General features: G+C 32.5%; 9 protein-coding genes. 5 read left to right on the top strand and 4 right to left on the bottom strand.

The window, feature by feature from the left end; translation table 11 throughout:
* Positions 1-19 precede the first annotated feature (19 nt).
* Positions 20-1,624 (bottom strand): Na+/H+ antiporter, encoded by a 1,605-nt coding sequence (locus JI750_RS17550; RefSeq protein ID WP_202005096.1) that lies wholly within the window; start codon positions 1,622-1,624, stop codon positions 20-22.
* Positions 1,625-1,763: 139 nt separating this feature from the next.
* A complete protein-coding gene (locus JI750_RS17545; protein ID WP_202005092.1) occupies positions 1,764-3,521 on the bottom strand; it encodes a hypothetical protein in 1,758 nt (585 codons plus the stop codon).
* A 371-nt stretch (positions 3,522-3,892) separates the two neighbouring features.
* Here JI750_RS17545 and ribB point away from each other — a divergent pair, with 371 nt between their 5' ends.
* Positions 3,893-4,555, top strand: a complete 663-nt coding sequence (gene ribB, locus JI750_RS17540; protein WP_202005089.1) for a 3,4-dihydroxy-2-butanone-4-phosphate synthase — start codon at positions 3,893-3,895, stop codon at positions 4,553-4,555.
* Positions 4,556-5,128 (top strand): Crp/Fnr family transcriptional regulator, encoded by a 573-nt coding sequence (locus tag JI750_RS17535; RefSeq protein WP_202005087.1) that lies wholly within the window; start codon positions 4,556-4,558, stop codon positions 5,126-5,128.
* 222 nt (positions 5,129-5,350) lie between these two features.
* On the opposite strand, the gene JI750_RS17530 is transcribed toward JI750_RS17535, so the two are convergent.
* On the bottom strand, positions 5,351-7,048 hold the full coding sequence (locus JI750_RS17530; protein ID WP_202005084.1) for a ribonucleoside-diphosphate reductase subunit alpha: 1,698 nt from the start codon (positions 7,046-7,048) through the stop codon (positions 5,351-5,353).
* Positions 7,049-7,067: 19 nt separating this feature from the next.
* Positions 7,068-8,042 carry a ribonucleotide-diphosphate reductase subunit beta gene (locus JI750_RS17525; RefSeq protein WP_202005082.1) on the bottom strand — a complete coding sequence of 325 codons (975 nt, stop codon included), beginning with the start codon at positions 8,040-8,042 and terminating at the stop codon, positions 7,068-7,070.
* 829 nt (positions 8,043-8,871) lie between these two features.
* Between JI750_RS17525 and JI750_RS17520 the strand changes: the two genes are divergently transcribed.
* The 3 genes from JI750_RS17520 to JI750_RS17510 all read left to right on the top strand — a co-directional run bounded on the left by JI750_RS17520 (position 8,872) and on the right by JI750_RS17510 (position 13,284).
* Positions 8,872-10,362 carry an ankyrin repeat domain-containing protein gene (locus JI750_RS17520; protein WP_202005079.1) on the top strand — a complete coding sequence of 497 codons (1,491 nt, stop codon included), beginning with the start codon at positions 8,872-8,874 and terminating at the stop codon, positions 10,360-10,362.
* Between the two features lie 124 nt (positions 10,363-10,486).
* Positions 10,487-10,969, top strand: coding sequence for a DUF2271 domain-containing protein (locus JI750_RS17515; RefSeq protein WP_202005076.1), 483 nt, complete (start codon positions 10,487-10,489; stop codon positions 10,967-10,969).
* Positions 10,970-11,100: 131 nt separating this feature from the next.
* Complete coding sequence (locus tag JI750_RS17510) at positions 11,101-13,284, top strand: PepSY domain-containing protein (RefSeq protein WP_202005074.1); 2,184 nt, start codon at positions 11,101-11,103, stop codon at positions 13,282-13,284.
* The last annotated feature ends 9 nt before the right edge of the window (positions 13,285-13,293 follow it).

Raw genomic sequence — 13,293 nt, 5'->3', positions numbered from 1 at the left:
AAATTGGAATTTTAGAAAATTAATTTTCCTCGTACATTTCCATCCATAGACGGGTTTCTTCCAAGTCTAGTTCTTTTTCTATTTTGCGGAAGATTTCTTCGTTTACAGAGCCCAATTTATGCATTGATTCTAATTTTCCTCTTTCTACATTTAGCAAATCAATTTGAATTTTAGTAAAATCATTAAAAATTTCACCTCCAAGAAGTTTTCCATTTCCGAAGAAATTAGCAGGAAGTTCAGTCTTTTGAAGACGGTTGAATTTGACTTCATATTTGCTTTTAATGTTATGAAGCAATTCGTCATTCAATAGCGAGAAATTATCTTCTATATGTGCAATAGTTTCTGAAACAATTACATTTCGAATGTTGTATTCTTCTGCAAGTATCGAATAACGTTCAATTTTCAGCTTCTTAATCAGCCAAGGAAGCGTAAGACCTTGTATAACCAAAGTTGAAAGTATAACACAGAAAACTAAATATATAATTAAATTTCGAAGCGGAAATTCTTCTGTCTTATTCAACATTAGCGGAAGCGCTAAAGCAGCAGCCATAGAAACCACACCGCGCATTCCAGACCATCCAAAAATGATCATATTTCTATAATCAAAAGCTTCTTTTTCACGAATTCTTTTACTAAGCATTCTTGGAATCATTGTTGCAGGAACAACCCATAAGAAACGAACCAAAATCACTACGATACTAATAACTGCGCCCCAGATAAATAAAGAATTCCCAGAGTAATTGCTGATTCCTGCAATAATCTGTCTTAATTGAAGTCCGATTAAAATAAATATCAAACCGTTCAGAATATTATTAAGAACATCCCAAATTGTATTCGTCATAATTCGGCTTTCATGAGAAAATATCGTTCCTGATCTCGCTGCCAGAAAAAGGCCTGTTGTTACTACAGCTAAAACACCTGAGCCCTCAAAATGCTCGGCAAGCAAATAGGAAGCAAATGGTGTTAATAATGTAAGAGTGACCTCGATAATATCATCACAAACAAATCTTTTATGAATGTAGAACATGACATAACCAACAGCCAAACCTATTGCGATACCTAAAACCGACATCAACACAAAATTTAATCCAGCTTGCCACAGAACAAAATTACCTGCTGTGATTGCCGTAAGCGCATATTTATACGCCACAAGACCACTAGCATCGTTTACTAAACTTTCTCCTTCTAGAATAGCAATTAATCTCGGATTAAGTCCTAAACCTTTTGTAATCGCTGTTGCCGAAACCGCATCTGGCGGAGAAACAATGGCACCAAGCAAAAAAGCTAACGGCCAAGACATATCATCTATTAGCCAATGCGCAAAAACAGCAACTAATCCTGTCGTAAAAAAGACCAAACCTACAGCAGCAAAAGTTATCGGACGAATGGATTGCTTAAAATCAGACCAGCTGGTATGCCATGCTGCATGATACAAAAGAGGCGGAAGAAATATAACAAACACTATTTCTGGACTCAAAGCGATTACCGGAAGCCCAGGTACAGCACTAATTACCACACCGCATAAAACCAAAACAATCGGTATCGGGAAATTATATCTTTTGCTAACAAGACTAAGAAAAGCTACACCGAAAAGCAGCATAATGATTACGGTAATATTCTCCATTTGAAGTGATTTTGAGTTTTGGAAATCTAACTTAAACAAACCACTAAATTACTATTTTCTGTTAATTAGAAAAATCACCTTTATAATACATTCCTAAAAGAAAAAAACTCCAAAAAAATAATCTTGGAGTTTTTATTTTTTACTGTGCTTTAGCTTTTACTTCTGAAATTCCGATTGAGAATCGATAACCGAATTGAAGCTGGTAAAAAGCTTCATGATTAGTATAATTATTAAATGTTTTTAATCTTAAGAAAATGGCTTGTTTTTTATCAGAATCTGGATGATAATAAACTTCAGCTTCATTACGAAACACTGAATAAGCACTAGGAAGCTCTAATTCAGGAATAGTATTGTAATCTATAAAACTATACTTTGAAAACTCTAGCGAATAGTTAAATCCGAAATTATTGAAACGTTTAAACTCAAAAGTAAAACCTATTCCCAGACCTAAACCTTGAACATTCTTAAGTTGATCTGAAATTTTTACATCTGCAATTTGATAGCGAAATGGAAAATATCCAATAAATCTAAAAGGTACAGATTTAGCAAATCTCCAGTTAAACAAATTAAGTTTAGAGCCCATTTCCAAATACGCTTTCTGTAATAAATCCGTACTATTATTAATCGTATATTTATTTAAACTACTATCAAATGTTGTCTCAACTCCTCGCACATCTGCATCTAAACGAGAAAAATTAACATATGGTGAAATTTTATCCATTAAACGCAAATCTGTACCTAGAGGACATGTTCTAAAAGGAAAAATATAAAAATCACCCTTTCCTTGCAATTGAACTAAACCATTTGCAGAATCATTAAAAAGCGCTAAGAAATCAGTATATGCTCTTAGTTCTATAACATTTTGTAAAGTAGTAGTTTCTTTTATTTCGTACTTAACAGGGTTTGTCTTATTTAAGGCGTCTCCATTTTTATCTTTAGTAGGAAAAGTAAAAGTTACATCATTTGGTATATAATTATATCCTGGTTTTGGTATGTAGACCAAAACATCAGACAATCTAATACGTAAATTATGAAATTCATCAAAGTTTACAATTTGACTTTGGTTAACAGGATGTTTATATGAAATAAAATTACTTGGAGCCGAATTTGAAAAATTTAAAAAGCTAATTGAAGATCTATTTTCAAACAAATGTTCATTACCATTTTCATCTAATATCAAAATTTTCACATCAGCTATAAATCCATCACAAATCTCAAAAGCAACACTTTTAAACTTAAATTCTTTTTCAAGCTGAATAAATGAGCCGTTTTCTTTTGGATTAGTCTTTAATGTAGGAAAACTGGAATTGTATTCTCCCCATTTTTCTTTATGAATATAAAACTTAAACTCCTGATTTTCTTTAGGAATTATTATATCTCCCAAATATGACTCACTTTTTGCAGATAGTATCTTTTGAATTATTTGATCAAAATTTTCATCATTTGTCTTTGGAAATTCCTTTACAACCATATCATCGCCATAATAAAGATATGTCTTATATTCTTTTTTTGGAGAAACTTCTTGTTCATTGTTTACTATGCATTCGCACTTAAAAAACTCATTTATTTGACCAATTGTAACACCTTTATCTAAATAAAAAGCTTTGTAACTTTCATATTTGCTACAAAAAGAATTTAAATCTTTTTTTTGTTCTTCAACTTCCTTCACTTTCTTTGTTAGCTCTTCTGAATACTTTGATTTTGGATCGTTTTTTACCTTTTCCAATAATTCATTTAACTCGGTCTGACCTGTTTTAACTTCTTTTTCCTTTGTTTCATAATCAGCAGATAATTTCTCAAAATCAGTTTTTGCACTTTTCAGATAGGAGTTCTCCTCTTGTTGTCCAAAACTTTTAATTGCAAATAATAAAATTGTTAAGAGTAAAATTCTTTTCATAAGCTTGGGGTTTTTAGTTAATTTATTTTTAGGAATCTGTTTCTTTTTACTTTCTCCTCATTATTCTGAACCGCTTTTCAGTTATAATACAGAGAAACAAAAACATAAACAATTGTTAACAAATAAACCTAAAAAAAAGTTGAATTCTAAAATTTAAACTAATAATTTCCTACAAATATTCAAAAACAGGTATAAACACCTATAAAAACATTATAAAAAAACCATTTTTGTCTATGTTTTGTTAAAAAAATAAATTTATTTTTTCGCTAAATAGTTCTAATAAAATTTTATCCTCTTTTTTATTGACTTACATCAAACTTTTTCATTCAAAACAATTCTAGATTTGCTTTCTATTATTTCAACAAAAAAATATGACAACTACAGAATTAAGTCCGTTAGTGCAATTTGGAATTTCAAGTAAAGAGCGTGTTGAAAATGCTTTGGAACAGCTTAAAAACGGAAAAGGCGTTTTGGTAACCGACGATGAAAACCGAGAAAATGAAGGCGACCTTATATTTTCTGCACAGCATATAAATGTTCAAGATATGGCGTTAATGATTCGCGAATGCAGTGGCATTGTCTGTCTTTGTCTTACGAATGAAAAAGCGGATCAATTGGAACTTCCGTACATGGTAAAAGAAAACACAAGCAGTTTTCAAACTCCTTTTACCGTTACTATTGAAGCAAAAAATGGAGTAACAACTGGAGTTTCTGCAAAAGACAGAATTACAACTATAAAAACTGCAATTGCAACAAATGCAAAACCAGAAGATCTGGCAAAACCTGGACATATTTTCCCGCTTAGAGCGAATGACAAGGGCGTTTTAGGAAGAAATGGCCACACAGAAGGAAGTGTCGATTTAATGAAATTGGCGGGTTTACAACCTGAAGCTGTTCTTTGTGAATTGATGAACGAAGATGGTAGCATGGCAAAACTGGACAAAATCATTAGCTTTGCACAACAGCACGATTTGGTGATTCTATCTATTGAAGATATTATCTATTACCGCAAATTCGTTAGAAATTATAACTAAATGATATACGAACAGCTTGGCAATTCCATTCGAAAAAGTATTAACGTTTCTAATGAAGAATTAGAAATCATCCTCTCCTATTTTAAACTTATCAAAAAAGGAAAAAACGAGATTTTACTGGCTCAAGGTCAAATTAGTCAAGAAACTTTTTTTGTTGCAAAAGGCTGTCTTCGCATATTTTTTATTAATGAAGAAGGAAAAGATGCCACGCGATATATTGCTTTTGAAAATCAGTTTGCTACAGCTTTAGTCAGTTTTATTACTAAAATGCCAGCGCTTGAAAATATTCAGGTTGTAGAGAAATCAGAATTGCTGAGCATTTCACACGAAGATTTTAATCATTTAATGGAAATTATTCCGCAATGGCGTGAGTTTTACAGCAATTATCTGGAGAAAGCATATGTAAATAATGCCAATCGTTTAATGTCTTTTACTACAATGGATGCTTTGGAGAGATATAATCAGCTTTTAAAAATTAATCCTGCGATTGTGAAAAGATTGCCCAATAAAATTGTGGCTTCTTATATTAATATTTCTCAGGAAACTTTGAGTAGGTTGAAGTCTAAGGTTTAGAGTTGTTTTTTTTAGCCACTAAGGCACTAAGACTCTAAGTTTTTTTTTATTTTTTTTTATGAATTGCCTCCAGCTTTAGCTGGAGGCAATTCATATCTGTCTTAATTAGCTTAAATCTTTTAAAATCTGCGTGAAACCCTTTGCGTTTCTTACGAGTAAATCTTAACGGTAAAAATTCACAATAAAAAGCCAAATCTAAATTCAGATTCGGCTTTTTTATTTTTATGATTCACAGCTGCTGCATGAAACAAGGCTTGTTACTAATTCTTTAGAAACACTTTGGCTTCTTTGGTAGTATAAACTTTTAACTCCTTGTTGCCAAGCTTCAATCATTAAACGGTTTACATCTTTAATGGCCAATTCTGCTGGAATATTTAGATTCAAACTTTGTCCTTGATCTACAAATTTCTGGCGAATTCCTGCTTGCTGCACAATTTCTAATTGGCTGATTTCTTTAAATGTTTTAAAAACATCTTTTTCTTCCTTCGTTAGCTGTTCCATATGCTGAACACTTCCTCCGTTTAGCATAATTCCTCTCCAAACTTCTTCGTTGTCTAGCCCTTTTTCTTCAAGCAGTTTTTTAAGGTATTTATTTTTACGCATAAAATTACCTTTACTCAATCCTGCTTTGTAATAATTACTGCTAAAAGGTTCAATTCCTGGCGAAGTTTGTCCTAAAATTGCAGAAGAAGATGTTGTTGGAGCAATTGCCATTGTGGTAGTATTACGTCTTCCGTAACCTTTTAACAATTCTGGTTCACCATAAATTCTAGCCAATTCCTGACTAGCTTTATCTGCTTTATCACTAATATGTTTGAAAATCTCTGTTGTTTTCATTTTAGCTTCCATTCCTTCAAACGGAATCATATTTTTCTGCAAATAAGAATGCCATCCTAAAACTCCTAAACCAAGCGCGCGGTGTCTTTTAGCAAATTTATTGGCTGCAGAAAGGTAATAGTTGCCTTCTGTTTTTTCGATGAATTCCTGTAAAACGGCATCTAAGAAAAAAATCGCCAATTTTACTGCTTCAGTATCTTTCCATTCTTCATACAATTCTAAATTCATTGAAGAAAGACAGCAGATAAATGATTCATCATGCGTAGACGGAAGCATAATCTCACTACACAAATTACTTGCATTGATTCTTAGATTCTGATCTTTATAAACTTGTGGTTTATTTTTATTTACGTTATCGCTAAAGAAAATATAAGGCAATCCTTTTTGTTGACGGCTTTCTAAAACTTTCGCCCAAATTTGTCTTTTTTCGGCATCACCATCAATCATTTCCTGCATCCAATAATCTGGCACACAAATTCCTGTAAATAAGTTTTGAATTGGATTTCCGATACTTTTAATTTTCAAAAACTCTTCAATATCCGGATGATCAATATCCAAATAAGCAGCAAATGCACCACGACGAACTCCACCTTGAGAAATGGTATCCATTGCCGTATCAAAAAGCTTCATAAAACTTACTGCTCCACTACTCTTTCCATTATCGGTTACAGCACTTCCGCGTTCGCGTAATTCACCAAAATAGCCAGAAGTTCCGCCTCCAATTTTGGTCTGCATAATTACCTCGCCCAATTTATGAGTTATGCCTTCAATTTTATCTGGAACATGTACATTAAAACAAGAAATTGGAAGACCTCTTTCTGTTCCCATATTGGCCCAAACTGGCGAACTGATACTCATCCAACCTCTTTCTATCATTTCCATAAAAGATTCTTTCAATTCTGGTTTGTAAAGTCTTCTAGCTGCGGCTGTACAAATTCTATCGATTGCTCCTTCTACGGTTTCTCCTTTTAAAAGGTAACCGCGGTTTAAAATCTGTTCACTTTCAGAATTTTTCCACCACATTTTACTATCGTTTTGTGGTTCAAAATTGTTGTTTTCAGGGTTTATGTCTGTCGTATTCATAATGTATTATAGGCTTGTATTAGAAAAGATCGTTTGCGGTGATACTTTTATCATGTTTTGTATATTCTACCGGACGTTTCGCAAAGAAATCATCTAAACTGTTCGCAAAAACCTCTTCTTCAAACCAAGTCATTTTTGAATATTCTTCTGGTGATACATTAAAAATAGTTTCGATATTGATTTGTTTCAAGCTCTCATCAATTCTAAATTTCATAAAATTTACCAAATCTTCTTTGTTGATCGTTTCAACAGCACCATTTTCAAAAATCCAATCTAAAATATCAGCTTCAACAGTAATTGATTCTCTAACAGTCTCTCTAATTAATTCTAAAGTTTCAGCATCAAAATATTCTGGAAACTCTTCACGGATTTTATTAATGATATAAATTCCACCATTAGCATGAATCTGCTCATCGATTGAAGTCCAAGCGATAATATTGCTCACGTTCTTCATATATCCTTTGAATCTCGTAAAAGACAATAAAATGGCAAATTGACTAAACAATGAAACGTTTTCAATCAAGATACTAAACAGAATCAATGAGACCATGTATTTTCTGTTATCTTGAGATTTTGTGTCTTTTAGCACATTCGAAAGATAATCTACACGTCTGCGAATTACAGGAACATCCAATAGTTTTTCGAACTCGTCATTATATCCTAAAACTTCCAGCAAACGAGAATAAGCTTCAGAATGTCTGAATTCACATTCTGCAAAAGTAGTCCCCAAACCGTTGAATTCTGGTTTTGGAAAATGCTCATATATATTGCCCCAAAAACTTTTTACAGCTACCTCAATCTGTGCAATTGCCAATAAACTGTTTTTAATTGCTGTCTTTTCTGCCAAATCCAAATGCGCATGAAAATCTTGCGTATCGGCAGTAAAATCTACTTCAGTGTGTACCCAATAAGCTTTATTAATAGCTTCGGTAAATTGCAGAACCTCAGGATATTCAAAAGGTTTATAATTGATTCTTTTATCAAAAATTGACATATATAGAGAGTTTTAAGTGACTGTTTTGAAATAGAAATACGAGTCGCTTCATTTGGGGAGTGGTATTAGCGTGATTTCTATAATTACAAATTTAGCCCACAGTTATTCTTTTGTGCAGTTTTAGATGTTAAAAATCTGTCCAATTATCAACAGTTTTAAAACTTCAAAAATTCATGATTTTATAAATCTTATCAACACGAAAATAATGTTCTGTAATTCGCAATGAACTAGCATTTTCCCTAAAATTAATATCAAGTTATCAACATGAAAAAGTGAGCTTTTTTAGGTAAAAAACAACAACAGTTATCAACATTCTCTTTTTGAAAATAGAAATTTGAAGGATAATTTTGATTGCAAAAAACGCTAGTTATTAATAATTATTCTAAATAATATTCACCCTACAAAAAACATAACACCCTTGATAACAATTATTTAAAATTTACACACAATAAAAAAACTTCAGGATTTTTTCAAAAAAGATTAAATAAAGCCCTATAATCAAGACCTGTTTTGCTTTTAGAACTTTTAACATTAGGAAAGAATAAAAAGCGTCAATTCTCTTTCTAAAACGAAAACATTTTCATTTAGGATAAATACTTTTTCTTAATGATTTAAAACAGTCCGAATTAAAACAAAATTAAAATTCGCTTAAGCAATTCTTAATTTTTCAAAAAACTATACTCAAAAAGCCTTTTTACAGCAAATTATTCTTGGTTTAAGAATATTAATTTTTACATTTGCTTTTATTTTTATTTATTCTAAATAGACAAAAAAATATTCCGAAAATAAATCAATCTTGTACAATTCAATAACCATAAATTATCGAAATATGAAAAAGAACCTTTTTGTTTCTTTTGCATTTGCGGCTACTTTATTTGTAAATGCCCAACAAAAAAACTCTCTGTTAGATGCCGCTTTCTGGAAAACTTCTCCAACTGTAGAAACAGTTCAGGCAGAAATCACTAAAGGAAATAATCCAGCTGAAGCTAATGCCAATGCTTTTGATGTTACAACTTTAGCCATTAATAATGATGCTCCTTTTGCAACTATCAAATTTTTAGTAGAACAGCCAGGAAATTCAATCACAAAATTAACTCACGATAATCGTATCTATCTGCATTGGGCAGCATATAGAGGCAATACAGAATTGGTGCAATACTTAATCGGCAAAGGTTCTGATGTAAACTTTGAAGACAGTCACGGAACAGCTCCAGCAGATTTCGCCGCTTCAAACGGACAGTCAAATCCAGCAATGTATGATGCCTTTTTTAAAGCTGGACTTAATCCGACAAAAAAATATGCAAATGGAGCAAATCTTTTACTTTTAGCCATTGCATCTGATAAAGATTTGAAAGCTGCAGAATATTTTTCGACTAAAGGAATGTCTTTAAAAGATGTGGATAATGACGGAAACACAGCTTTCTCTTATGCCGCACGATCTGGAAATATTGCTCTTCTGAAAAAACTTTTAGAAAAAGGAATCAAACCAACTGATGGCGCTCTTTTATTCGCTGCACAAGGAAGCCGCAGAGAAACCAACACTCTTGAAACCTATAAATATTTGGTTGACGAAGTAAAAATCAAGCCAACTGCTCAAAACAAAGCGGGACAAAATGTATTGCATATTTTGGCTGGAAAACCAAACCAAACAGAAATTATTCAATATTTCTTAGCAAAAGGTGTTGATGTAAACAAGGCAGATAAAGAAGGAAATACTCCAATTATGGCTGCAGCATCGGCAAGAGAAACAGCCGTTTTGGAACTTTTTCTTCCTAAAGCTAAAAACATTAATGTTCAAAATCTAAAAGGAGAATCTGCTTTAACTTTTGCTGTTAGAAACGGATCTCCAGAAGCGGTAAATTTACTTTTATCAAAAGGCGCCGATGTGAATGTAAAAGATAAAGACGGAAACAATTTAGGCGTTTATTTGGTACAATCTTATCGTCCAGCAGGAAGAGAAAAAACAGCGACAGATCCTTTTGATGCAAAAGCAAAACTACTTCAGGATAAAGGATTAAACTTGGCTGCTCCTCAAAAAGACGGAAACACTTTATACCATTTAGCAATCACTAAAAACGATGTTTCGCTTCTTAAAAAAATTACAGATTTAAAAGTAGATATCAACGCTAAAAATAAAGACGGTTTAACAGCTTTACACAGAGCTGCAATGACTTCTAAAGATGATTCAATTTTAAAATATCTAGTTTCGGCTGGAGCTAAAAAAGACATCAGTACAGAGTTTGACGAAACAGCTTATGCTTTAGCAAAAGAAAACGAACTGCTTACAAAAAATAATATCTCAGTCGAGTTTTTAAAATAATTTTTACATAGTTATGAGTTTTGAGTTATTAATTGTGGAGTTCGTTTTTCAACTCCTAATTCATAACTCAAAACTCATAACTCAAAACTCATAACTTATAATTCATAATTCATAACTTATTTTCATGAAATCAATATTAAAAATTGCTCTTACAAGCGCTTTTATCTTTTTAGTTTCTTTCCAATCGCAGGCACAATCGAGCAAATACAAAATCATGCTTCAAATGAACAATTATATGGGTGAAGGTGCTTATATCGTTGTTTCTTTGATCAATGCAAATGGTGAATACGAAAAAACCCTTTATGTAATGGGGGATGATAAAAAATGGTACAAATCATTAAAAGAATGGAATAAGTTTCATACGCAGAAAAATGATGATATCAGCGCTAAAACTGGAGCTTCTGTAACGGGCGGAGACCGTAGTGTAACTACAATCGAAATCGAAAATTCTAAAATCAATAAAGGATATAAACTTCGTTTTGAATCGGCTGTTGAAGATCAGAAATACTATGTAAGCGATCTTGAAGTTCCGCTTACAACAGAAGGTCTGGCTGATAAAACAGACGGTAAAGGCTATATTAAATATGTAAGATTAAACAAAATATAATCTTTAGCACATTATTTTTTAACCTTACAATGAGTACAAATTTTATTTTTGTGCTTGTAATTGAAATCTGAGCTTTGTCATCGTTTTAAACTTTGACAAAGCTTTAAACGTTTTATAATAGAATACACTCAATGACTCTTTCTTTCTGGCGTTATGCACACTTGGCTCTGGCCTTATTTTCTTCTATTTTTTTGCTTTTGGCTTCTGCAACAGGAATCATTCTGGCGGTTGATGCGGTTCAAGAAAAAACACTTCCGTATAAAGCTGAAAATTTCAACGAAATAACTCTGGGCGAAACACTTCCAATTTTAAAAAAAGAGTACTCTGAAATTACAGAATTGAGTGTCGATTACAATCAGTTTGTAACGCTTCAAGCAATTGATGCTGACGGAAATGATGTTAAAGCATACATTGATCCAAAAACTGGAAAAGCATTAGGAAATCCTGCAAAGAAATCTGAATTCATAAATTGGATAACGAGTTTGCATCGTTCGCTGTTTCTTCATGAAGCAGGACGTTTTTTTGTGGGCGTCATCTCTTTTTGCTTGTTGCTAATATCAATTTCAGGTTTCGTGCTTGTTTTAAAAAGACAGCGCGGCATTCGAAATTTCTTTTCTAAAATAATCAAAGAATATTTTGCTCAATATTACCATGTGCTTTTAGGAAGATTGGCTCTAATCCCGATTTTGATTATTTCACTTACGGGAACTTATTTATCATTGGAAAGATTCAACTTTTTTATGGGCGAAGAGAAAGCTAAACCTATAAAAACAGAACTTTCGGAAAAAGCCAAAACAACTTCAATCTTCAATACTACTTTATTATCTGACGTAAAGAAAATCGAATTTCCTTTTACAGATGATCCAGAAGAATATTATATCATTGAATTAAAAGACCGAGAAATTGAAGTAAATCAGGTTACAGGCGCTATTATTTCTGAAAAACGCTCTCCTATGACAGCGCAATTTGCAGCGTTAAGTCTTGATCTTCATACAGGAAGAATTAACGGAATTTGGGCTGTTATTCTGGCAATTGCCTGCATTAATATCTTGTTCTTTATTTATTCTGGTTTTGCAATTACTTTGAAAAGAAGATCAAGCCGAATTAAGAATAAATTTAAGGCAGACGAGAGTACTTTTATTCTTTTAGTAGGTTCAGAAAACGGAAGCACTTTCCGATTTACCAATTCAATTCAGAAACAACTTATTGACAACGGACAAAAAGTTTTTGTAAGCGAATTGAATAAATTTACTGCTTATCCAAAAGCAGAACATATTGTTGTATTTACGTCAACACATGGTTTGGGCGATGCGCCTTCTAACGGAACACAATTCAAAACATTAGTAGAAAAACAAAATCAAGATCAGAACATTAATTTCTCTGTGGTTGGTTTTGGCTCAAAATCGTATCCAGATTTTTGCCAATTTGCAATTGAAATAGATCAGCTTTTAGGAAAACAAAAGTGGGCAGATCGTTATTTGGATTTAAAAACTGTGAATGATAAATCGGCAGTAGAATTTGTAGAATGGGTAAAATTATGGAGTGAAAAAACCGGAATCTCACTGGCAACGACGCCATCTTTATACAACCACGTTCCTAAAGGTCTTCAAAAAATTATGGTTTTGGATAAAACACCAATTTCAGAAACCGAACATACTTTTATTCTGACTTTAAAATCTAATGCTAGAACTAAATTCAGTTCAGGTGATTTACTAGCTATTTATCCTGCCAACGATTCTAGAGAACGTCTCTACTCTATCGGAAATCATTCTGGAAATATTCAGTTGGTTGTAAAATTGCATCCAAACGGATTAGGGTCTGGATTTTTGAATGCTTTAGAGCCAGGAAATGTAATAAAAGCGCAAATTGTAAAAAATCCTGCTTTTCATCTTCCAAAGAAAGCTTCTAAAGTGGCTTTAATTTCTAACGGAACAGGAATTGCTCCTTTCTTAGGAATGATCGAACAGAATAAAGTAAAACAAGAACTTCATTTGTACAGTGGATTCAGAATGGAAACGCCAACATTAATGGCGTATAAAAAGTTCGCAGGCATAATGATTCAAAAAGAACACCTGGATAATTTTCATGTTGCGCTATCTCGTGAAGCAGAGCATATTTATGTTATGGATTTGATTAAAAGAGATTCTATTTTCTTTGTGAATTTATTAAATAAAGGCGGTGTTATTATGATTTGTGGTTCACTTGCCATGCAGAAAGATGTTGAAGCTATTTTGAGTGAAATGTGTTTGGCAAAAGGATTAAAAACACTTGAAGAATACAAAGCGAATAAACAATTTTTAACGGACTGTTATTGATTTTAGATT

Source organism: Flavobacterium tagetis, from assembly GCF_016735615.1.
GTDB lineage: Bacteria > Bacteroidota > Bacteroidia > Flavobacteriales > Flavobacteriaceae > Flavobacterium > Flavobacterium tagetis.
The sequence above is the reverse complement of the archived record's forward strand: the minus strand, read 5'-3'. Positions and strand labels throughout refer to the sequence as shown.